This window comes from Dermatobacter hominis, from assembly GCF_020715685.1.
GTDB lineage: Bacteria > Actinomycetota > Acidimicrobiia > Acidimicrobiales > Microtrichaceae > Dermatobacter > Dermatobacter hominis.
In genome coordinates this window covers 46,318-67,274 of the sequence record NZ_CP085840.1, presented here as the reverse complement: position 1 = coordinate 67,274, position 20,957 = coordinate 46,318, and the positions used below count along the sequence as shown (strand labels likewise).

19 protein-coding genes are annotated in these 20,957 nt (G+C 72.6%); 3 read left to right on the top strand and 16 right to left on the bottom strand.

Translation table 11 applies throughout. The features are described 5' to 3' along the window. Positions 1 to 9: 9 nt before the first annotated feature. The gene (locus LH044_RS00325; protein ID WP_227757803.1) at positions 10 to 666 is read left to right on the top strand and encodes a DJ-1/PfpI family protein; all 657 of its coding nucleotides are present in this window, start codon (positions 10 to 12) and stop codon (positions 664 to 666) included. A gap of 89 nt (positions 667 to 755) precedes the next feature. Here LH044_RS00325 and LH044_RS00320 read toward each other — a convergent pair whose 3' ends face one another. Then, positions 756 to 1,250, bottom strand: coding sequence for a hypothetical protein (locus LH044_RS00320; RefSeq protein WP_227757802.1), 495 nt, complete (start codon positions 1,248 to 1,250; stop codon positions 756 to 758). Positions 1,251 to 1,325: 75 nt separating this feature from the next. Here LH044_RS00320 and LH044_RS00315 point away from each other — a divergent pair, with 75 nt between their 5' ends. Then, positions 1,326 to 3,443: a thioredoxin domain-containing protein gene (locus LH044_RS00315; protein WP_227757801.1), complete on the top strand. Its 2,118-nt coding sequence runs from the start codon at positions 1,326 to 1,328 to the stop codon at positions 3,441 to 3,443. 46 nt (positions 3,444 to 3,489) lie between these two features. On the opposite strand, the gene LH044_RS00310 is transcribed toward LH044_RS00315, so the two are convergent. From LH044_RS00310 to LH044_RS00285, 6 genes are all read right to left on the bottom strand, one after another. Beyond that, positions 3,490 to 5,979 (bottom strand): efflux RND transporter permease subunit, encoded by a 2,490-nt coding sequence (locus LH044_RS00310; RefSeq protein ID WP_227757800.1) that lies wholly within the window; start codon positions 5,977 to 5,979, stop codon positions 3,490 to 3,492. 25 nt (positions 5,980 to 6,004) lie between these two features. Continuing rightward, positions 6,005 to 6,643 (bottom strand): nitroreductase family protein, encoded by a 639-nt coding sequence (locus tag LH044_RS00305; RefSeq protein WP_227757799.1) that lies wholly within the window; start codon positions 6,641 to 6,643, stop codon positions 6,005 to 6,007. Beyond that, the gene (locus LH044_RS00300) at positions 6,640 to 7,308 is read right to left on the bottom strand and encodes a hypothetical protein (protein WP_227757798.1); all 669 of its coding nucleotides are present in this window, start codon (positions 7,306 to 7,308) and stop codon (positions 6,640 to 6,642) included. The genes LH044_RS00305 and LH044_RS00300 overlap by 4 nt, the downstream gene beginning before the upstream one ends. 167 nt (positions 7,309 to 7,475) lie before the next feature. Further along, on the bottom strand, positions 7,476 to 11,582 hold the full coding sequence (locus LH044_RS00295; protein ID WP_227757797.1) for a DNA polymerase III subunit alpha: 4,107 nt from the start codon (positions 11,580 to 11,582) through the stop codon (positions 7,476 to 7,478). A 195-nt stretch (positions 11,583 to 11,777) separates the two neighbouring features. Continuing rightward, on the bottom strand, positions 11,778 to 12,335 hold the full coding sequence (locus LH044_RS00290; protein ID WP_304512032.1) for a proteasome activator: 558 nt from the start codon (positions 12,333 to 12,335) through the stop codon (positions 11,778 to 11,780). A gap of 122 nt (positions 12,336 to 12,457) precedes the next feature. Further along, the gene (locus tag LH044_RS00285) at positions 12,458 to 13,591 is read right to left on the bottom strand and encodes an alkaline phosphatase family protein (protein ID WP_227757796.1); all 1,134 of its coding nucleotides are present in this window, start codon (positions 13,589 to 13,591) and stop codon (positions 12,458 to 12,460) included. A 97-nt stretch (positions 13,592 to 13,688) separates the two neighbouring features. Here LH044_RS00285 and LH044_RS00280 point away from each other — a divergent pair, with 97 nt between their 5' ends. Beyond that, the gene (locus LH044_RS00280; RefSeq protein ID WP_227757795.1) at positions 13,689 to 14,141 is read left to right on the top strand and encodes an RrF2 family transcriptional regulator; all 453 of its coding nucleotides are present in this window, start codon (positions 13,689 to 13,691) and stop codon (positions 14,139 to 14,141) included. A 30-nt stretch (positions 14,142 to 14,171) separates the two neighbouring features. Here the strand turns inward: LH044_RS00280 and LH044_RS00275 are convergent, their stop codons facing one another. The 9 genes from LH044_RS00275 to LH044_RS00235 form a co-directional block, all read right to left on the bottom strand. Continuing rightward, positions 14,172 to 14,666 (bottom strand): flavodoxin family protein, encoded by a 495-nt coding sequence (locus LH044_RS00275; RefSeq protein WP_227757794.1) that lies wholly within the window; start codon positions 14,664 to 14,666, stop codon positions 14,172 to 14,174. Between the two features lie 54 nt (positions 14,667 to 14,720). Beyond that, positions 14,721 to 15,737, bottom strand: coding sequence for an RluA family pseudouridine synthase (locus tag LH044_RS00270; protein WP_227757793.1), 1,017 nt, complete (start codon positions 15,735 to 15,737; stop codon positions 14,721 to 14,723). Beyond that, the gene (locus tag LH044_RS00265) at positions 15,737 to 16,333 is read right to left on the bottom strand and encodes a signal peptidase II (protein ID WP_227757792.1); all 597 of its coding nucleotides are present in this window, start codon (positions 16,331 to 16,333) and stop codon (positions 15,737 to 15,739) included. Before LH044_RS00265 ends, LH044_RS00270 begins: the two co-directional genes overlap by 1 nt. A gap of 11 nt (positions 16,334 to 16,344) precedes the next feature. Beyond that, a complete protein-coding gene (locus tag LH044_RS00260) occupies positions 16,345 to 16,968 on the bottom strand; it encodes a TraR/DksA family transcriptional regulator (protein WP_227757791.1) in 624 nt (207 codons plus the stop codon). 154 nt (positions 16,969 to 17,122) lie between these two features. Further along, complete coding sequence (locus LH044_RS00255; RefSeq protein ID WP_227757790.1) at positions 17,123 to 18,337, bottom strand: DivIVA domain-containing protein; 1,215 nt, start codon at positions 18,335 to 18,337, stop codon at positions 17,123 to 17,125. Between the two features lie 111 nt (positions 18,338 to 18,448). After that, positions 18,449 to 18,706, bottom strand: a complete 258-nt coding sequence (locus LH044_RS00250) for a YggT family protein (RefSeq protein ID WP_227757789.1) — start codon at positions 18,704 to 18,706, stop codon at positions 18,449 to 18,451. A gap of 19 nt (positions 18,707 to 18,725) precedes the next feature. Beyond that, the gene (locus LH044_RS00245) at positions 18,726 to 19,349 is read right to left on the bottom strand and encodes a cell division protein SepF (RefSeq protein ID WP_227757788.1); all 624 of its coding nucleotides are present in this window, start codon (positions 19,347 to 19,349) and stop codon (positions 18,726 to 18,728) included. Between the two features lie 124 nt (positions 19,350 to 19,473). Next, positions 19,474 to 20,172 carry a YggS family pyridoxal phosphate enzyme gene (locus tag LH044_RS00240; RefSeq protein ID WP_227757787.1) on the bottom strand — a complete coding sequence of 233 codons (699 nt, stop codon included), beginning with the start codon at positions 20,170 to 20,172 and terminating at the stop codon, positions 19,474 to 19,476. Continuing rightward, a complete protein-coding gene (locus tag LH044_RS00235) occupies positions 20,169 to 20,930 on the bottom strand; it encodes a purine nucleoside phosphorylase YfiH/LACC1 family protein (RefSeq protein WP_227757786.1) in 762 nt (253 codons plus the stop codon). The genes LH044_RS00240 and LH044_RS00235 overlap by 4 nt, the downstream gene beginning before the upstream one ends. Positions 20,931 to 20,957: the final 27 nt, after the last annotated feature.

Sequence of the window (20,957 nt, the reverse complement as noted above, 5' to 3'; positions counted from 1 at the left end):
GAGACCGCCGTGCCCACCCAGATCGCCATCGCCCTGTACCCGGACCTCACGCTGCTCGACGTCATCGGGCCGTACCAGGTGCTGACCCTCGTGCCCGACGTCGAGGTCGTCGTCTGCGCCGCCGAGCGCGGTCGGTTGAGCGACGACAACGGGCTCGTCCACCTCGACGTCGAGCACACGTTCGACGACGTGCCGTCGCCCGACGTGCTGCTGGTGGGCGGCGGGTTCGGCACGCGGGCGCTGATGCGTCCGGGCACGCCGATCGTCGAGTGGATCCGGGCTGCGGACGCCACCACGACGTGGACGACGTCGGTGTGCACGGGCTCGCTGCTGCTCGGCGCCGCCGGGCTGCTGGAGGGCCGCCGGGCGACGACGCACTGGCACTACGCCGAGCTGCTCGAGGGCTTCGGCGCCACCTACGCCGAGGACCGCATCGTCGCCGACGGCAAGTACCTGACCGGCGCGGGCGTCTCGGCCGGGATCGACCTCGCGCTCACGCTGACGGCCACGCTGGCCGGCGACGACATCGCCCGGGCGGTGCAGCTCGGCATCGAGTACGACCCGCAGCCGCCGTTCGACGCCGGCAGCCCGGCCAAGGCCGGGCCCGAGCTGGTCGAGCTCGTCGGCGCCGTCAGCGACATGGCCGAGGCGCAGCGCACCGCCTGAACCCCGCCGCCCGTTCTGTGATGCTCGTTACGTCGGGATCGACGTGTCTGGCATCACAGAACGACTCGGGACGAGGTGAGCGGGGGCGCTCAGGACGGGTCGAGCACCCGCAGCACGGCCTTGTCGCCGGCGGCCTCGGGGCTGAACGCGGCGGTCGCCCCGACGAGGTGCAGCACCCGGCCCGAGGCGTGGTCGGTGAGCTCGACGCGCCGGCTCAGGCCGAAGTGCCGGACCTCGATGTCGGTCGTGGCCCGGTCGAGGGTCGCCAGGACCCGCGTCGCGCCGTCTCCGGTCGCCCAGTCCAGGACGAAGATCCGCGAGTCGGTGACGGCGAGGAGCATCCGCACGGTGAGCCCGTCCCGGGCGGCATCCGCGGTCGCCACCGCCTGCATGGCCGTCACGTTCGCCACGGCGCCGAGGAGCGGGTCGCTCGAGCCGGGGACGCTCGCCGCCGCCCCGCCGGCGACGGCGAGCTCCAGGTTCGACGGGTTCGCGTGGCCGAAGATGCCGGCGGCTCGGATGGGCTCGTCGATGCCGGCGAGCACGGTGGCGGCCTGGTTGATGAGGTCGGCGGGCTTGTGCATGACCCAGCCTGCCGGGGTCCCGGGCGATTCCCACCCCTGCGCCCCGGATCGGGGACCGGCACGTAGGTTGGCGCGATGCCCAACCGCCTCGCCGATCAGACGAGCCCCTACCTGCGCCAGCACGCCGACAACCCCGTCGACTGGTGGCCCTGGGGCGACGAGGCCTTCGCACTGGCCCGGGAGACCGATCGACCCGTCCTGCTGTCCGTGGGGTACTCCTCCTGCCACTGGTGCCACGTCATGGCGCACGAGAGCTTCGAGGACCCTGCGGTGGCGGCGCTCGTCAACGACTGGTTCGTGCCGATCAAGGTCGACCGGGAGGAGCGGCCCGACGTCGACGCCGTGTACATGGAGGCCACCCAGGCGATGACCGGCCACGGCGGCTGGCCCATGACCGTGTTCGCCGACCCCGACGGCCGGCCATTCTTCTGCGGCACCTACTTCCCGCCCGATCCCCGTCACGGCCAGCCCGCCTTCACGCAGGTGCTGCAGGCGGTGCACGAGGCCTGGGCCGGTCGCCGGGACGAGCTGCTCGAGCAGGCCGAGCGCCTCACGGAGTCGCTCCGCCGCGGCGTCGGCGTCCCGCCCGAGGGCGCCTCGCCCGGGACCGCGGAGCTCGACGAGGCGACGATGGGCCTGCTCGCGGCGTTCGACGCCGACTGGGGCGGCTTCGGCCGGGCCCCGAAGTTCCCGCAGACGATGAGCCTGGACCACCTGCTGCGCCAGCACGCCCGGTCGGGCTCGGCCGCCGCGATCGGTGCGGTCGTCACGTCGCTCGACGCCATGGCCGCCGGCGGCATCCACGACCACCTCGGCGGCGGCTTCAGCCGCTACTCGGTCGACCGCCAGTGGCTCGTGCCGCACTTCGAGAAGATGCTCTACGACAACGCGCTGCTGCTGCGGGTCTACGCCCACGCCGCGCAGGTCACCGGCGAGCAGCGCTTCGCCGACGTCGCCGCCGCCATCGTCGACTACGTCCTGCGCGACCTGTCGCACCCCGACGGCGGCCGCTACTCGGCCGAGGACGCGGACTCGCTGCCGAGCGCGGGCAGCGACCACGCCGAGGAGGGTGCGTTCTACGTCTGGACGCCGACGCAGGTCGCCGAGGCGCTCGACGCCGCCGGCCTCGGCGAGCGCACCGAGGCGACGCTCGAGTGGTACGGGATCACCGCGGGCGGGAACTTCGAGGGCGCCTCGATCCCCAACCGCCTGCACGCCCGGGGCGACCTCGCCCGGCCCGACGAGATCGAGGCGGCCCGCATCGCGCTGCTCGCCGCCCGCTCGGAGCGCCCCCGACCCGGGCTCGACGACAAGGTGCTCACGGAGTGGAACGCCCTCTTCGTCGCCGCGCTGGCCGAGGCGGGCGCGGCGCTCGGGCGCGCGGACTGGGTCGCCGAGGCCGTGCGGACGGCCGAGTTCCTGTGCCGGGAGCTGCGGGCGGGCGCCGAGGGCGCACCCGAGGACGGGGCCGGGCCCGGGCGGTGGCTGCGGTCGTGGCAGGCCGGCGGCCGAGACGGCAGCCTCGAGGACGGCGGAGAGGCCGGCGCGGGCACCGACGGGGCCGGTCGGGCGCGCCACCTCGCGTACGCCGCCGACCACGGCGCCCTGCTCGACGCCTTCCTCTCGCTCTCGGAGGCCACCGGCGAGCGCCGATGGCTCGACGAGGCGGTCGCCGTCGCCGACGCGCTCGACACCCTGTTCGTCGACGACGACGGCACGGTGTGGTCGACGGGCACCGACGCCCCCGACCTCCTGGTGCGCCCCCGCGAGGTGATGGACAACGCCACGCCGTCAGGCGCCAGCCTGGCCGCCACCGGCTTCCTCCGCCTCGGCGCGCTCACCGGCGACCCGCGCTGGTCCGAGCGTGGCGCGGCCATCCTCCGGGCGCTCGGCGCCGTCGTGGCCCGCCACCCGCTCGGGTTCGGCAACCTCCTCTGGGCGCTGCAGATGGAGGCGTACGGGCTGACCGAGCTGGTGATCAGCGGCGATCGGCCCGACCTCGTCGCCGTCGCCCACCGGGCCTTCCGTCCGATCACCGTGCTCTCGTGGGGCGAGCCGCTCGACGGCCCGCTCTGGGAGGGCCGCCACGACTCCGGCGCCGACGGTCGCGCCTACGTCTGCCGGGACCACACCTGCGAGGCGCCGATCAGCGACCCCGCCGCGCTCGCCGACGCGCTCCGCGCCCCGCGCTGATCGCCCTCCGCGCCCGCCCTGGTAGCCGGCCCTGGTCGGAGCGGGCTCAGACCGGCGCGGGCTCGTCGGCCTTGCTGTCGGGGACGTCGAGGAACGGCTCGACCTCGTGGTCGAGCATCCCCTTGGAGACCCAGCCCCGCTTGTCGGCCCAGATGATGAGCGGCGGCAGGACGATGAGCGCCGCCAGCAGGGCGATCGTGATCTTGAGCGCCATGAAGATGCCGAAGTTGCGCAGGAGCGGCAGCGACGAGAACGAGATGACCGCCACGCCGGCGACGGCCGTCAGCGCCGAGACGATGAACGCCCGGCCGGTGCGGGCCGCGGTCACGTCGATCGCGGCCCGGGGCTCCAGCCCGCGGCGCCGCTCCTCGAGGTAGCGGAGGAGGATCAGCGACGTGAACTCCGTGCAGGTGGCCACCACGAGCGGGCCGCCGATGGCCGTCATCGGGCTGAGCTCGATGCCCAGCGCCCAGATGGCGATCGTCGCCAGGCCCGACGCCACCAGCACCGGCACCATCGACAGCAGCGACCGGGTGAAGGACCGAAGGCGGATCAGCAGGAACAGGAAGACCAGCCCGGCGGCGACCCACGTGAGCTGCGTGAGGTTGGCCTCCAGGTTCTCGAGCAGGCCCACGCCCACCACGGCCAGGCCCGACGGCGTCAGCCGGGTGCCCTCGGGCGCCACCGCGTCGTCCCGGATGTCGTTGACGACCTCGGCCCGCTCCTCGAGCGACGTCGGCTTGGTCAGGTAGATGAGGTTGAGCGCGTCGCCGTCGGGTGACGCGGTCGACGACTTGATGCCGTCGGGCGCGATGTCCCAGGCCGCCTGGACCGACTCCGCCGTCGGCGACACGTGGGCCGCGCCCGGCACCTCGGTCAGGTCCGAGAGCGTCGTGATGATCCCCGAGCCGATCAGGAGCACGTCGGGGTGCTCCTCCAGCGTCGAGCGCTGGAACTCGTCCAAGGTCGACACCACGTCGTCGGTGTAGAGGCTCGAGCCGTCGGAGTCGGACTCCACGAAGATGCCGAGCTCGGACGAGCCGCCGACCTCGCGCTCCACGGTTCGGAGGTCCTTGACGACGTCGCTGTCCTGGCTCACCCAGTTGACCGGGTCGGTCTCCAGCTTGATCTCGGGTTCGACGACGCTGCCCAGCACGAACACCGCGACCGACACGACGGCCAGGGGGATGGCCCACCCGCCGGGGAGGCTGCCCATCTTCACGACCATCCGACCGAGCCGGCCCTCGCTGAAGTCGCGGGCCTTCGTCGGGCTCCGGTACTCCCGCATGCCGAGGATGGCGAGCGGGTTGAGGATCGAGCTGACGCAGATCGCGACGATGCCGACCGTGAGCAGCCAGCCGAAGGCCCGGACCATCGGCACGTGCGAGATCTGCAGCGCCAGGAAGGCGAACACCGCGTCGAACGTCACGACGAGCAGCGCCGGGCCCAAGCCTCTGGCGGCCTCCTGGATCGGATGCGTGGAGTGGTCGATGATCACCTCCTCCTCGATCCGCGAGTGCATCTGGATCGCGTAGTCGATGCCGATGCCCAACATGACCGGCAGGCCGGCGATCGTGACCAACGTCAGCGGGATGCCCAGGTACCCGGCCAGGCCGAAGGCCCACACCACCCCGACGAGCACCACCGCCAGCGGGAGCAACCGCCACCGCACGCTGAAGAACAGCAGCAGGATCACGATCATCACCACGATCGCGATCGCGCCGAGCGTGAGCATGCCGCCCTTGAGGTAGTCGTTGATGTCCTTGAGCAGGACGGGTGCGCCCGTGGTGACGACGCTGGTGTCCGGGAACTCCAGAGCCTTGGTCGCGGCGACGACCGCGTCGGAGGTCGTGCCCTCGTCCTCGATCGACATGTTGCCGTCGAGGCGGCTGATCATGAGCGCGTGGGTGTCGTCGGGGAAGAACGGCCGCAGCGCCTTCCGGATCCCACCCTCGTTGTCGTAGAGCAGGAACTTCACCCACTCGGGGTTCGACAGCACCTGCTGGTCCGCGGGGACGGCGAGCAGCCGGGCCGCCGTCTCGCCCGTGTCGGCGGTGCGGGCCTCGGCGCTGGCGGTGTCACCCGACGTCTCGGCCACCTCGGTGGCGTGGGTCAGGGCCTTGGCGGCGATCGAGTCGAGCGGCGTGCCGCCCTCGGGCGCCTTCACGAGGTCGGAGCTGAACTGGAGCGCCGTCACGGGCGAGATCACGCCCTGCACGCCGTCGGTGCCCTCGACCTCGGACGTCACCGAGGCGAACGTGTCGAGGCCCTCCTGCGTGAACAGCTCGTCGACGGTGTGGCCCTCGTCCATCGTGATGACCGAGAGCATCGCCTCGCCGCCGAACAGGTCCTGGTAGACGACGTTGTCCTTGTAGACCTGGTCGTCGGAGTTCAGGTAGCTGTCCTGGCCCGTCGCGAACTCGAGCTGGGTGACGCCCGTGCCGATCAGGATCGTGAACGCCGCCAGCACCGCCGTGACGACGATGGCGTGCTTGCCCAGGTTGACCGCGAGCCAGGACCAGAAGCGCTGCATCATCGCCGGCGAACCTACCGCGGCGGCCTCACCACCTGCTCAGGTGGACGTGGTCCTCGGGTGAGGGCCGGCCCGCGCCGGCCGAGCGCGACGGTCGCCGCCCGCCCGGCGCCGGCCACCCGAGCGCGACCGTGCCGACCGCTCGACGACCGCCGGGCACCCCCAGCTCGTCGAGCACCGGCCGCTCGTGGTCGAACAGCCCGAAGAGCAGCGCGCCCAGCCCCTCGGCCTCGGCGGCGAGCAGGACCGCCATGACCGCGGCGCCGCCGTCGACGAACCAGAACGGCACGTCCCACGCCGACTCGCCGTCGCCGAGACCGGTGGCCGCCTTGTCGGCGCGCCCGTAGCGCTCCACGTAGGCCGACGGGTCGACCACGACCTCGACCAGGACCGGGGCGCGCAGCAGCCCGGGCCACGGGAAGTCGTCGCGGCGCGCCGGCGGGAGCGTGATGTCCCAGTGCCGGGCGGTGTCGTCGCCGGTCAGGACGACGAGGTCCACGGCGTGCGTGTTGCCGGCGCTGGGTCCGCGGAACGCAGCGGCGAGGACGCGCCGGAGCACGTCGTCGGGGACGGGATCGGCCAGGAAGTCGCGGCACATGCGCCGGCCGGCCAGCACCGACGCGAACGTCGGCGCGCCGTCTGCCGGACCGGCGTTCGGGTCGGTCACCCGTACTTGAGGAGCTCCTCGGCCATCACCCAGCCGAAGGTCACCAGGCAGTCGCCGCGCTCGCGGTCGAGGCCGTCGAACTGGGCGGCGACGTCGGGATCGGTCTTCTCGGGCTTGAGCGACTCGTGGTCGAGCACGAGCGGGCTGGCGCCGTCGCCGGTGATCGTGAACGTCTGGTCGTCGTAGCGCTCGGGATCGATCTCGAAGCGCTTGGCCAGGCGGCGACCCCAGGCCCGCTCCTCGCCGGAGGCCTTGTGGCCCGGACGGGGGATGACGTCGACGAGGACCTTGAACGCCTCGAAGCCGGCGGGGTCGCACATGCGGGTGCCGACGAGCACGTCCTCGTCGGGGAACGCCATGAGCGCCCGGCGGAGGTTGTCGCTGATGACCGCCTTGAGGACGCTGTCCCGCTTGGAGGTGCGCTTGACCTCGGCCAGGCCGAGCAGGACGCACGGCGTGCCACCGATCCGCTCCAGCGTGGAGAAGGAGAAGCCCCGCAAGAGGTTCCCCTCCCTCACCTGGGTGACGAGCACCCAGTCCGCGACCTGCTTCGACAGGGTGCCGATCTCGTAGCAGATGCCCCCGTCGGCGCAGAGGTCGGCCATCTCGGCCAGTTCCGCATCACTCAGAGCGGTGCAGTCCTTGGTCGTGACGTCGAGCGCCATGCATGTTCTCCCTGAGGTGTCGTCACGCCCCTTCGCGGGGGTCGTGGACCCGTTTCTGGGTGCACGAGTGGTTGCACTAGTTCAGTCCGCCCGGGACCCCCTGTGCAACTCGCGGCACCCGTCGCTCCCCCGCAGAACGCAGGGGATGCGGGCCGCCGGCGCAGGGATCAGAGGACGACCGACTCGTGGCCGAGCAGCGCGCGGAGCTCGCCGATGATGCCGCTCTGCGTGTTCACCAGGTGTTCGTCGGACAGGCGCAGGACCTGGCGCTCGCCGAGCAGGATGTGGACCTCGGACTCGCCCGGGAAGTCGCCGATCAGCTCCTGGAGCCGCACGATCGTGTCGTCGTCGAGGCGCGACGGCGGGAGGTGCAGGCGCAGCGGCGGGTGCTCGTCGAGCTGGGGTTCGAACAGCTCGAGCTCCCGGGGGATGAACTTGGCGGTCTCGTCGCGCTTGTCGACCCGCCCGGTCGTGACGACCACGGCGTCCTCGACGAGCAGGTGGCCGATCTGGGCCATCGTCTTCGGGAAGACCATCACCTCGACCGAGCCCTGCAGGTCCTCGAGGACGAAGACGGCCATCAGGTCGCCCTTCTTGGTCCACTTCCGCTGGAGGCCGGTGATCACGCCGCCGATCGTGCGCTGCGTGCCGTCCTCGAGGTCGTTCAGCTCGAGCACGTTGCAGTCGACCTTGCGCTTCAGCGCCTGCTCCGCCCCGAGCAGCGGGTGGTCCGACACGTACAGGCCGAGCATCTCCTTCTCGAAGGCCAGGCGCTGCTTCTTGTCGAACTCGACGTCGGGGATCTTGATGCGCTCGTCGAACGCCGGGCCGTCCTCGATCTCGCCGAACAGCGACATGACGCCCATGTCGTGCTCCTTGCGGCGGGCGATGGTGGCGTCGACGATCTGCTCGAACACGGTGAGCAGGCCCTGGCGGGGATGACCCATGGAGTCGAAGCCGCCCGCCTTGATCAGCGACTCGATCGTGCGCTTGTTCAGCACCTGGGTGTTGACGCGCTGGCAGAAGTCGTAGAAGTCCTCGAACGGCCCGTTCTCGTCCCGTTCGGCCAGGATCAGCTCGACGAGGCCCTCGCCGACGTTGCGCACGGCGGAGAGCCCGAAGAGGATCTGGCTCGATCCGGTGTCGGCCGTGGCGCCGTCGCCGTTCGGCTCGGGGACCACCGGGGCGAAGTCCGACAGCGAGCGGTTGACGTCGGGGACCGTGACCTCGATCCCGATCGCCCGGCACTCGGCGAGGTAGATCGCGGCCTTCTCCAGGCTGCTCTTGACGCTGGTCAGCAGCGCCGAGAGGTACTCGGCCGGGTAGTTCGCCTTGAGGTAGGCCGTCTGGTAGGCGACGAAGCCGTAGCCGTACGAGTGGCTCTTGTTGAACGCGTAGTCCGCGAACGGCTCGATGATGTCGAACCACGCGGTGCCCAGATCTGCGCCGTAGCCGGTGGCCTCGCACCCCTCGACGAACTTGGTCCGCTCCTTGGCGATGAGCTCCCGAACTTTTTTCCCGCAGGCCTTCCTGAGGTTGTCAGCGTCGGCGAGGGAGTACCCGGCGAACCGCTGCGCGATCCGCATGATCCCCTCCTGGTAGATGCAGTTGTGGGCGACGATCCCGTTGGCGACGAAGTTGTGGATCTCGTCGACCGTGATGTCGAACACCCGCTGCCGACCGGACGGCACGACCGACGTCACCCCGGTCCACTCGATGCCGCGATCCCGCTCCAGCGTCGTGGCGCCACCCGAACCTGCCGGGGGAACTTGTACGCCACCGACTCCCACGGGGTCGCTCACGTACGAGTTCGCCAGGGCCCGTGGGACTTGTACGCCACCGGCCTCCCATGTGTCGCTCACGTACAAGTTCGCCGACGTGGCGACGCGGTCGTCCTCGGTCAGCTCGCCGAGGCCGACCCACCCCCGCGCGGTCAGCACCGGATGGTCCGGCGTGCCGGTCAGCGTCATCCCGTTCGCGAGCGTCAGCGTCACGGTGTCACGCACGCCGTTGTCCACCCAGTGCGTGACCTGCCGCACGTCGAGGCGCAGATCGCCGTCGACGCCCTGCACCCAGAAGCCCTCCGACGGGTCGATCTCGTCGAGGCGGGTCGGCCGACCCGAACGCGCCTCGATGACGGTCGTGTCGCCGGTCAGGCACAGCCCGTATGTGTCACCGAGGATCTCCTCGGCGTCCGGGTGGAGGTAGGCGATCTCCTGGCGGCCGTTCTTGCGGTCCGCGTAGTCGGTGTGCATGTTGGCCGCCATCGGACCCGGGCGGTAGAGGGCCACGAGCGCGGCGACGTCCTCGAACTCCGTGGGTGCGAGCGACCGGATCAGCGCCCGCATGGGGCCGCCCTCCAGCTGGAACACGCCGATCGTGTCGGCCCGGCGCAGCAGCTCGTAGGTGGGGCCGTCGGCCAGATCCACGTTGTCGATGTCGACCGTGATGCCCCGGGTGCGCTCGATCAGCTCCAGCGTGTCGGAGATGACGTCCAGGTTCCGCAGGCCGAGGAAGTCCATCTTGAGGAGGCCCAGCTCCTCGACGCCGTGCATCTCGTACTGCGTGACGACCGGCGCGTCCTCGATGTCCACGCCCGCCTCGGGCTTGCGCTGGATGGGGAGGTACTCGGTGAGCGGCTCCTTGGTGATCACCACCGCGGCGGCGTGGATGCCGTCGCCCCGGCGCAGGCCCTCGAGCCCCTTGGCGACGTCCACGACCTCCTTGATCTCGGGGTCGGTGTGGTACATGTCGCGCAGCTCGCCGGCCATCTTGTAGCCGTCGACGAACTTCGGGTGCTCCTCCAGGCAGGCGTAGAGCGGCGTGTCGCGACCCATGATCAGCGGCGGCATCGCCTTCGCCACCTTGTCGCCCACGATGTACGGCTTGCCCAGCACGCGGGCGGCGTCGCGCACCGCGGCGCGGGCCTTGATCGTGGAGAACGTGACGATCTGCGCGACGTGGTCCCGGCCGTAGCGCTCCGCCGCGTAGCGGATCATCTCGTCCCGGTATCGGGAGTCGAAGTCCATGTCGATGTCGGGCATCGAGATGCGGCTCGGGTTGAGGAAGCGCTCGAACAGCAGGTCGTACTTGATGGGATCGAGGTCGGTGATCCACAGCGTGTAGGCGACCGCGCAGCCCGCCGCCGAGCCGCGACCCGGACCGACGCGGATCCCGGTGTCACGGGCGTGCTTGATCAGGTCCCACACGATCAGGAAGTAGGAGCTGAAGCCCATGTCGCCGATGACCTTGAGCTCGTAGGCCAGGCGCTCGACGACGTTGTCGGGCAGCTGCTCCCCCCAGCGCTGGCGAGCGCCCTCGAACGTGAGGTGCTCGAGGTACTCGGCGTCGTCGGTGAAGCCCTCGGGCAAAGGGAAGTTCGGCAGCTGCGGGTTGCCGAAGTCGATCTCGACGTTGCAGCGCTCGGCGATCCAGAGCGTGTTGTCGCAGCTCTCGGGCACCTCCGAGAACAGGTGGCGCATCTCCTGGGCGGTCTTCAGGTAGTGCTCGTCGCCGTGGAACTTGAAGCGGTCCGGATCGCTCATGAGCGATGCGGTCTGCACGCACAGCAGGGCGTCGTGGGCGACGGCGTCGCCCCGGTGCACGTAGTGGCTGTCGTTCGTGGCGAGCAGCGGGGCCTGGATCTTCTTGGCGATCTCGAGCAGCTGCGGGTTGGTGCGGTGCTGCTCGGGGATGCCGTGGTCCTGGATCTCGACGAAGAGGTTGTCGCGGCCGAAGATGTCCTGCAGGCGCGCCGCCTTCTCGAGCGCGGCGTCGAAGCCCTCGTTCATGAGCGACTGGAGCACGTGGCCGCCGAGGCAGCCGGTGGTGGCGATCACGCCCTCGTGGTGCTCGGCGAGCGTGTCCCAGTCGACGCGGGGCTTGTAGTAGTAGCCCTCCATGTAGGCCCGGCTGGCCAGCTGGATCAGGTTCTTGTAGCCGACGTCGCTCTCGGCGAGCAGGGTCAGGTGGTAGTAGAGCTTCTTGCCGCCGTCGACCTCGCCACCCGAGTCGTCGACGCGGCCGCGGCGGGGCGGCCGCTCGAAGCGGGAGTCGTGGGCCATGTAGGCCTCGGTGCCGATGATCGGCGTGACGCCCTGCTTCCTGCACTCCTTGTAGAAGTCCAGGATCCCGTACATGTTGCCGTGGTCGGTGATGCCCATGGCCGGCTGGCCGTCGGCCACCGCTGAGGCCACGACGTCGCCGATCCGGGCCGCGCCGTCGAGCATCGAGTACTCGGTGTGCTGGTGCAGGTGGACGAACGAGTCCGGCACCTTGGCGGCCTCCCTGGCTCACGGCCGGCCGCGGTCCGGGGGACGGCGGCCGACGAACGACACGGCTGTGATTCAGCTCCGAGTCTCGCGCGCGACCGTGACGGTCCGCACCGCCACCGCGGGCCCGCGAGGGCCGGCGCCGGGCACCCGAGCGGGGTGCCGCCCAGGGCAGGGCGACGGCGGGCTCGCGGCCGGTCAGATGTAGCCGGGACCGCCGGGGGTCGGCGTGGGCTGCGGGCCGCCGGGACCCTGCATCAGCTGGCCCCGCATGCCCTCGAGCTGCTGGCGCGCCGACATCTGCTGGGCCACGAGCGCGGCCTGGATGCCGTGGAACAGGCCCTCGAGCCAGCCGACCAGCTGGGACTGGGCCATGCGCAGCTCGGTCTCGGAGGGCACCGAGCCCTCGGGGAAGTCGAAGCTGAGCTCGGTCAGCTCCTCGGCCAGCTCGGGCGACAGCGAGGACTTCAGCTGGTCGAGCGACCGCTCGTAGATGTCGCGCAGCTGACCGCGGGACGCCTCGTCGAGCGACGTGGTGCGCACCTCCTCGAGCAGCTGCTTCACCATGGCGCCGATGCGGATGATCTTGGCGGGCGAGTTGACGTCGGGGACCTCGTCCTCGCCCTCGCCGTCCCTGCCCGACGCCCCGTCGGCTGCGGCGCCGGCCACCGCGGGCGACACGGGGTGCGCCCCGGTGGGCGGTTCGATCGAGTCGGGCGCGAGCACCTCGGACGGCGTGGTGGGATCGTCGGACATGGCCGGGACCCTACCCCGCCGGGTCGGGCCCACTCCCCCGGCCGGCACGCCGCGCCAACCGCCCCGGGAGCCCGGCGACGGCGGCTGCGGGGACCGTCTCGTCGGCGGCTGCGGGGGTCGGCTCAGCCGGTGCGGGCGACGAGCAGCGGGACGTACACCTCGGCCGGGGTCATGGACCCGTGGCGGCCGATGAGGTGGAACGGACCCGTGTCCATCGGGTCCTCGAACGCGATCGGCGCCCGGGCCACGAGCGCCACGTCGCCCAGCCGCGACAGCGGGCCGGGCAGGACCTTCGGGCCGAACCAGCACTCGTCGACGACCTGCTCGCGCGTCACCACCCACGCCTCGTGGCCGTGGTGGTGCTGGGCTGCGGCCAGCAGGTCGGCCTCGGCGCCGGGGACGGCGTGCAGCCACCGGAACCGGGCCTCGCCCGACTGGTGGCGGACGTGGCTCAGGACCTCGGGGTGCGGCGGGAAGACGCGGTCGCCAACGTCGACCTGGCCGTGGTCGGAGGTGATCACGAGCGCCACGCCCGGCGGGAGCTCCTCGACCAGGTACTCGACCATCCGGTCGACGAAGATCAGCTCGGCGTCGTACACGGTGCCGAGGCCGTACTCGTGGGCGACCTTGTCGATGCCGTCGTAGTACGCGTACACGAACGGCTCGCCGGCGTGGACCTGGTGGAGGATCTCGGCGACCAGCGTCGACGGCATCCGGTAGGGCACGTGCCGGCAGCCGCCGAGGTGGGCCCGGGTGAAGCCGGTGTCGCGAAACTCGGCCCGCACCACGACGGGCGGGCGCTGGCCCTCGAAGGCCACGTCGTGCTGGACCGACTCGGGCGGGATCGACTCGCGGGCGTCGCCCTTCGAGGTGGTCCAGCGGAGGACGTTGAGGTTGTCGTCGCCCTCGACCGCCATGCGGTAGCCGATGACGCCGTGCTCGCCGGGCGGGAGGCCGGTGCTGATCGACGTCAGGGCGGTCGCCGTGGTGGTCGGCGCGATCGTGGTGATCGGCACGCCGTTCATGAGGGGGAAGCCGCGGAGGCCGGCGAGGCGCTCCTGCATCTGCTCCCAGCCGAGGCCGTCGAGGACCCACAGGACGACCTGGTCGGCGCCCGCGACCCCGTCGGGGAACCATGCGGGGACGCGGTCGGGATCCTCGACCAGAGGGCTCATCACGTTGCAGGTGCACGCGCCCTCATAGTCGGGCAGCACCGGATCGTCCACCACCGCTGGCTCCTTGTCGGCAACCGTCATGAACGCTAGCGGCCCACCAGCGAACTCCGTCGTCAATGGCCGCCGTCGCTGAGCGGCGTCATCCGGCGGAGTCGGACACATGCGTACCATGAACCGGGTGAAGGTCTCCACACGCGGCGACTACGCCTGTCGCGCCCTCCTGTCGCTCTCGCTGCACCGCGAGGACGGTCCCACCTCCGTCCGCGACATCGCCGAGCGCACCGGGCTCCCCCAGCCGTACCTGGAGCAGATCCTGCTGGCGCTCAAGGGCGCCGGGCTCGTGCGCTCGAAGCGGGGCGTGGGCGGCGGCTACGTGCTGGCGCGGGACCCCGAGGACATCGACCTGGCGCAGATCGTCTCGGCCGTGGACGGCCCCATCCAGGCCGGCGACTTCGGCCAGCCCCACACCGACGGGGCGTGCGACCACGAGGGCCAGTGCGTCCTGCTCGCGGTGTGGCACGACGTCGGCGGCCGCATGAAGCAGCTGCTCGAGGGCTACACGCTCGCCCACCTCGGCGCCGTGGCCAACGGCGAGCGGGCCTGGCCGGGCGAGGCCGCCGAGCCCGTCTGAGCTCCCCGCGCCTCCCCCACCGGGGCGCGATCAGGCCTCGGCGGGCTCGGCATCCGCCCGGTCGGCCGGGTCGAGGTCAGCCCGGTCGAGTTCGGCTGCGGCGAGGTCGGCCGACGCCTCGATGACCCGGCGGGCGAACTCGGCGCTGCCCTCCTCGAGGCGACCGCGCTTGATGACCATGCCGCCCTGCACGTCGCCGCGGCGCTCGGTGATCTCGGCCGTCAGCTTGTCGAGCGTGCGGCCGGGGTCGATCGCGTAGGTGACGTAGACGTAGGTCGGCTTGCCCCCGAGCAGCGGGAGCCTGGCGAGCTTGCCGGCGCCGCCCGGGCGCTGCCCGAACAGGACGAGCCCGTCGACCCACGTCCCGACGACCACGACGTCGGCCTGCTGCAGTGCGCCGAGGTCGACCTGGCGGCTGGAGCACTCGCTCGCCTCCCAGCCCTCCCGCTGCAGCTCGGCGACGATCAGCCGGGCGGCGGCCCGGGTGTTGCCGGTGAGGCTCTCGTGGATGACCAGCGCGCGCATCGGGTCATGCTCCTGTCCGCGCCTCCGCCGGGTCAAACGCCGGCACCCGCCCGCTCAGGCGCCGACGTGGGCCCGCTCCGACGCGTCGAGCGGGGGGCGGAGCCGGTCGAGCACGGCGGCGAGGTCGGCCGGCATCGGCGAGGTGAACGTGACCTCGTCGCCCGTGCCCGGGTGGACGAAGGAGAGCTGGCGGGCGTGCAGGAACGGCCGACCGACGTGGGGCCGGCGCTCGGGGCCGCCGTACAGCTGGTCGCCGACGACGGGATGGCCGATCGAGGCCAGGTGCACCCGGATCTGGTGGGTCCGGCCGGTCTCGAGGTTGCAGGTGACGAGCGCGACCTCGGCGGGGCGGTCGGTGCCGTCCCCCGGCCCGGCCTCGGAGTGGAACTGGTGCTCCAGGCGGTAGTGGGTGCGGGCCGGGCGCCCGTCGGCGGCCACGGTCATGCGCAGGGGGTCGCGGCGGGAGCGCCCGATCGGCGCGTCGATCACCCCGTGGCGGTGCTCGGGGTGGCCCCGGACGAGCGCCGTGTAGGTCCGCTCCACGGCGTGGGTCGAGAGCTGCTCGACGAGCGAGGCGTGGGCATCGGGCGTGCGGGCGACGACGAGCAGGCCCGACGTGCCGCGGTCCAACCGGTGGACGAGACCGGGCCGGTCGGGTTCGCCGACGAGGGTGCCGGTCGCCGGGTCGAGGTCCGGGAACCGGGCCAGCAGGCCGTGGACGAGGGTCGACCCCTTGTGGCCCGGCCCGGGGTGGACCACGAGCCCGGCGGGCTTGTCGACGACGATGATGTCGTCGTCGGCGTGCAGGACGGTCAGCTCGACCTCCGCATCGGCGACCACGGGCTCCTCGCGGCGGATGGGGTCCTCGTCGAGCACGAGGTGGTCGCCGGCGGCGACCCGGTGCGACGGCTTGGTCACGACCCGGTCGCCGACCCGCACGTGGCCGGCCGCGAGCGCGTCGGCGGCCTCGGAGCGCGAGCACGGCACGAGCGTCGAGAGCGCCCGGTCGATGCGCTCGCCGTCGAGGAGGTCGGGGACGGTCTCGTCGAGGAAGGCGGGACCGTCGGGCATCAGGCCGCCCCGTCCGCCGGGCCGGGATCGGCGCTCGGCTCGGGGTCCGACGCCGGTGCCGGAGCCGGCGGGGTCGCCCCCTCGGCGGGCGGCGCGCCCGCCGAGGCCGCGGCGGGCTCCGGTTCGTCCTCGACCGGTTCGCGCAGCAGGAAGATGGCGACGAGGATGCCGCCGACCACCACGGCGGCGTCGGCGATGTTGAAGATCGGCCACCACTGCACGTCGATCCAGTCGACGACCGCGCCGGTCAGCACCCCGTCGTGTGCGCGGAACACGCGGTCGACCAGGTTGCCGAACGCCCCGCCCACCACGATGCCGATGAGCACGAGGCCCACCGTCGAGCGGACGTTGCGGGCGAGCAGCACGAGGCCGACGACGATGGCGAGCACGACCAGCGAGATCCACCGGCCCGCGCCCGTGCCGCGGGAGAACGCCATGCCGGTGTTCTCGGCGTAGTTGAACTGCAGCGTCCAGATCACGTGGATCGGCAGCTGGCCCTTGAGCCGGTCGACCGCCCACGCCTTGGTCAGCTGGTCGAGGGCCAGCACGAACGCCGCGACGAGCCCGACGATCGTCCACCTGCGTGCGGACGTCATGGCGGATCCGCTCAGCGGAAGCTGCGGGTCTTGTACTCGACCCGCTCCCGCGCCCACGGGATGGCCTTCAGGCGCTCCTTGGGGATCGGCTCGCCGGAGTACTCGCAGATGCCGTAGGTGCCCTTCGAGATGCGCTCGATCGCCGCGTCGATCTCGTCGATCGTCTGGCGGGCCTGCGCGGCGCGGGCCAGGTCGAAGTCGCGCTCGACGGCGAGCGTGTCGCCCTCGCCCGACTCGTCGTCGAACTGCACGTCGCCCGGCTCACGGTCGAACGCCAGCGCGTCGGCCTCGGCCTTGAGCGCCACGGCCTGCTCGTGCAGCGTGGCCCGCTCCTCGAGCAGCAGCGCCTTCTGCGCGTCGAGGAACGCCTTGTCGAACGGGCTCTTCGCCACCTTCTTCGCCGGCGGCTTCTTGGACGGCGCCGCGCTCTTGGCGGGTGCGGCCTTCTTCGCCGGCGCTGCGCTCTTCGCGGGCGCCGCCTTCTTGGCCGGAGCGGCCTTCTTCGCCGGGGCCTTCTTCGCCGTCGCCTTGGCGGGCGCCTTCTTGGCCGGAGCGGCCTTCTTCGCGGGGGCCTTCTTCGCCGTCGCCTTGACGGGGGCCTTCGCGGTGGTCGATCCGGCGCGCTTGGTCGCCATCAACGGCCTCCTTCCCTGACGGGTCGTGTGATGGGGTCGTCCAAATGGTCGGGGCACCTTAGCCGCGGGCCCGCGGCGCGGCAGACCACCGGCGCGGCAGGGCGATCCGGTCGACGGGACGGGTGCGGGAGCGGGCGGGGGCGCCGCGTCCGCGTCAGCGCCGCCAGCCGAAGCGGCGGTTGCGGGTCTCGCCCGATCCCTCGAAGAAGGCGGTCATCGCCTCGTCGTCCTCGTCGGACACGTTGACGGCGTCGTCGAGGTCCTGGAGGTAGCGGTCACGGCCGGAGCCGGTGACCGGCTCGGCGATGATGTGGGGCGCGGTCTGGCGCGACGGCTCGTCGGCGAGGGAGATCGTCTCCTCGGGCGGCACCCCGCCCGACGTCTCGAGCCGGGACCAGCTGCCCGGACCCCAGTCGGAGTCGGCGGCGTCGACCGCCTCGGTGGGCGGCCCGTCGCCGGCGCCCTTGTCGAAGTCGACGACGCGCTCCTGCGCGGCGGCCTGCGGCGCACCGGTGGACGGTGCCTCGGTCGACGGCTCGTCGTCGGCCGGTCCGACGGGGTCGTGGTCGGGCTCGACGGAGGAGACCTCGACCACCGAGTCGCTGCTGCGAACCGGCTCGGGCTCGTCGGCGGGCTCGGGCACTGACAGCGGCTCCGACGGGCGCTGGACGATCACCTCGTCGGGCGGGATCGACATCGTCGGGCGGGCCCCGAGGCGGTCGGGGTCGGAGGCCAGGAGGGTGAGCTCCTCGGCGGTGCGGGTCAGGTCCTCGCGGTAGCCGGCGAGCCGGGCCTCGAGCTGCGTGATCACGTCGGCCAGCTGGGAGCGCCGGCTCTCGAGGACCTGCACCTCCTCCATGGCGCGCCCACGGCGGTCGGCGAACTCGCTGTCGGCCTGGGTGCGGGCCCGGCGGATCAGCTCCTCGGCCTCGGCCTGGGCCTCGGCGAGCTGGCGGTCGGCGCGCGTCTTGGCCTCGACGAGGAGGTTCTGGGCCTGGCCGCGGGCGTCGGCCTCCATCTGCTCGGCGGTGCGGCGGGCCATCAGCAGCGTGCGGGCGGCCTGCTCGACCTCGGCCTCCTCGCTCATCGCGCTGGCGCTGCGGGCCGAGGCCTGCGCCTCGGCGACGGCGGCCTGGGCCCGGGCCTGGACCTCGCCGGCCTTCTCCTCGGCGGCGGCGGCGCGGGACTCGGCCTCCGACAGCCGGCTCTCGGCGACCGCGGCGCGCTCCTCGGTGTGGCGGACCCGCACGAGCAGCTGCGCGAGGGCCGTGCCGGCGTCCTCCATGAAGGTCTCGACCTGCTCGATGTCGTAGCCCTTGCGCCGCTCGGTGAACTCGGTCTTCTCGAACAGTTCCGGCGTGAGATCCATGCGGGCGATGCTAGTCCCCACCGAACGCCCGTCACCGAACCGTCATGTCACCGTCCGTGGGGGGAGCGGGTCCCCCGGCGCTCCCGCACGGGTGAACGGCAGGTGACCGGTTCAGGCGGCAGAGGCGACGACGCCCTGCAGCAGCAGGATGACGACGAACACCACCATGAACGACAGGTCGAGGGCCACGCCGCCGAGCTGCAGCGGGGGCACCACCCTCCGCACCGGGGCGAGCAGCCACTCGGTCGAGACGTAGGCGATGTTGTTGATCTGCTCGAACACCGGGCCGCCTGGGGGGAACCAGCTGAGCACGGCGCGGAGGACGAGCAGGATGAGCAGGGCCGTCAGGGCCCAGGAGATGATGATCATCGGGAGCGCGCCGGCTGGATCAGCGCTCGTCGGCGGTCAGACCGCCTTCGCGGATGCGCCGACGGTCGTCGTCGGACACCTCGGCACCGTGCGGCGTCAGCAGGAACACCTGGTCGGTGACGCGCTCCATGTTCCCCTCGAGGCCGTAGCAGAGGCCGGAACCGAAGTCGATGAGCCGACGGGAGAGGTCGCGGTCGACGCCCTGGAGGTTGAGGATGACCGGCTGGTTGCGCTTGAAGGTGTCGGCCACCTCCTGCACGTCGTTGAAGCTGCGGGGCGTCACGACGTGGGGGCGGGCCACGCCCGGGAGCGGCCGGACCACGCCGCGGGTGTGGTCGACCTCGGGGCCGGTGCCCGGGGTGGCCGCGATCACGCGGACGCCGCCGTCGCCGTCGTCGGGCTCGGAGCTCGGCGCGGGACCGGGGACGGAGCGGACGTTCGGCCCCGCGGCGGTCCGCCGCTGCGGCACCGCACGGGGCCGGGTCGGCGCCGGCGCGGCCGGGGCGACGTCGACGATGTCGTCCTCGGGCTCGTCGTCGTCCACCCACTCGTCGTCGAGCGGCGGATCCGCGTACTCGGTGTCGTAGTACGGGTCCTGGCCCAGACCGAGCCAGGAGCGTGCGTTCTTCATGAAGTTCGACATCCTCGCTCCTCGGCCGCGGAGTGTAGTGGCGGTGACCCTGGGGGGATGGACCGCCGGGCCACCTCCCGCCGACGTCTCCTTCCCCGGGCCGTGGCCGACGAGCCCGGGGCCCGCGGGACCGGGGTCACGTCCGGGGCGGACGCGGACCGACCAGCGCGGACCCGACCCGCACGATCGTCGCCCCCTCGTCGACCGCGACGTCGAGGTCCGCGCTCATGCCGATCGAGCGCTCGGGCAGGCCCAGGTCGTCGGCCATCGCCACGAGCCGGCGGAACCCTGGCCGGGCCAGCTCCGGGTCGCCCGGCGGGCCGACGCCCATCAGGCCACGGACGTCGAGTCCCAGCTCGCGGCAGCGCGCCACGAGCTCGGGCGCCTCGTCGGGCGGGCAGCCCCCGCGGTCGGGCAGGCCGGCGAGGTCGAGCTGCACCAGCACCGCGGCGCCGGGGGCGCGGCCCGCGATCTGCGAGGCGAGCGACGCCCGGTCGACCGACTCCCAGAGGGAGACCGCGGGCGCGATGAGCCGCACCTTGTTCGTCTGCAGCCGGCCGATGAAGTGCCACCGCACGGGGGCGCTCCCGAGCGCCTCGGCCACCTCGGCCACCGGCGCGGCCTTGTCCCGCAGCTCCTGCGCGTAGTTCTCCCCGAGGTCCCGGAACCCCGCGGCGAGCGCGGCCGCCGCGACCGCGGGCGGGTGGGCCTTGGTGACGCACACGACCGTGACGTCGCGGTCGGTCCGCTCGGCGATCCGCCGCCGCAGCGACTCGCCGCGCTCGGCGATGCGCTCGACGAGGGCGGGGTCGGCCGGCGCCGACGGCGTGGTCACGGGTGCCAGGGGTAGTCGTGGTCGTCGGGGGCGAGCCAGACGACCGCGGCCTGGCGGCCGGCGTCCTGGCGGGCGCGCCAGGAGAAGAAGCCCTCGTCGAGCGCGGTGCACGGCACCACGTCGGGACCGGTCCCGGCGCCGGCGTCGACGCCGGCCCGGCGGAGCGCGGCGCGCACCCCCGCCCGGACGTCGAGCGCGGGGGCGCCGTCGAGCGTGGTGGCGCGAAGGTCGTCGCCGAGCTGGTCGCACAACCGGTCGAGCTCGGCCTCGCCGAACTCGTAGGCCGCCGGCGAGATGCACGGGCCGAGGTCCCACGTGAAGGAGTTGGCCCCGAGCCGGCGCATCGCGTCGACGGTCGCTTCGATCACACCGTCCTGGAGGCCCCGCCAACCGGCGTGCGCGGCGCCGACGACCCGGATGGGCTCCTCGGTCGCCGGGTCCTCGCCGTCGCCGACGAACACGACGCCGGCGCAGTCGGCGGTGTGGACCGACAGCACGGTGCCGAGCGTGGCCGACACGGCGGCATCGGCCTCGGTGCCCTGCCACAGCCCCGGGGCGTCGGCCTCGACGACGCGCCGGCCGTGCACCTGTCGCAGCCACGTCCAGGGGTGCGGGGCGATGCGATGGCGGCGTGCGGCGACCTCGGGCGACTCCGACAGGCCCGGTTCGGGCACGCGCAGGTCGCCGTCGGAGGCGTCGGTGAAGGCGAGGTGCGCGGAGGGCAGTCCAGGGGTGTGGAGGACCTCCCGGCGCGGCACGGGGGTCAGACCGCCCTGGTCGCTCGG

Coding starts and splice junctions, on each gene's coding strand:
- LH044_RS00320 (WP_227757802.1), bottom strand. CDS start 1,250: ATGCACAAGCCCGCCGACCTCATCAACCAGGCCGCCACCGTGCTCGCC.
- LH044_RS00315 (WP_227757801.1), top strand. CDS start 1,326: ATGCCCAACCGCCTCGCCGATCAGACGAGCCCCTACCTGCGCCAGCAC.
- LH044_RS00310 (WP_227757800.1), bottom strand. CDS start 5,979: ATGATGCAGCGCTTCTGGTCCTGGCTCGCGGTCAACCTGGGCAAGCAC.
- LH044_RS00300 (WP_227757798.1), bottom strand. CDS start 7,308: ATGGCGCTCGACGTCACGACCAAGGACTGCACCGCTCTGAGTGATGCG.
- LH044_RS00290 (WP_304512032.1), bottom strand. CDS start 12,335: ATGTCCGACGATCCCACCACGCCGTCCGAGGTGCTCGCGCCCGACTCG.
- LH044_RS00285 (WP_227757796.1), bottom strand. CDS start 13,591: ATGACGGTTGCCGACAAGGAGCCAGCGGTGGTGGACGATCCGGTGCTG.
- LH044_RS00275 (WP_227757794.1), bottom strand. CDS start 14,666: ATGCGCGCGCTGGTCATCCACGAGAGCCTCACCGGCAACACCCGGGCC.
- LH044_RS00270 (WP_227757793.1), bottom strand. CDS start 15,737: ATGCCCGACGGTCCCGCCTTCCTCGACGAGACCGTCCCCGACCTCCTC.
- LH044_RS00265 (WP_227757792.1), bottom strand. CDS start 16,333: ATGACGTCCGCACGCAGGTGGACGATCGTCGGGCTCGTCGCGGCGTTC.
- LH044_RS00260 (WP_227757791.1), bottom strand. CDS start 16,968: ATGGCGACCAAGCGCGCCGGATCGACCACCGCGAAGGCCCCCGTCAAG.
- LH044_RS00255 (WP_227757790.1), bottom strand. CDS start 18,337: ATGGATCTCACGCCGGAACTGTTCGAGAAGACCGAGTTCACCGAGCGG.
- LH044_RS00250 (WP_227757789.1), bottom strand. CDS start 18,706: ATGATCATCATCTCCTGGGCCCTGACGGCCCTGCTCATCCTGCTCGTC.
- LH044_RS00245 (WP_227757788.1), bottom strand. CDS start 19,349: ATGTCGAACTTCATGAAGAACGCACGCTCCTGGCTCGGTCTGGGCCAG.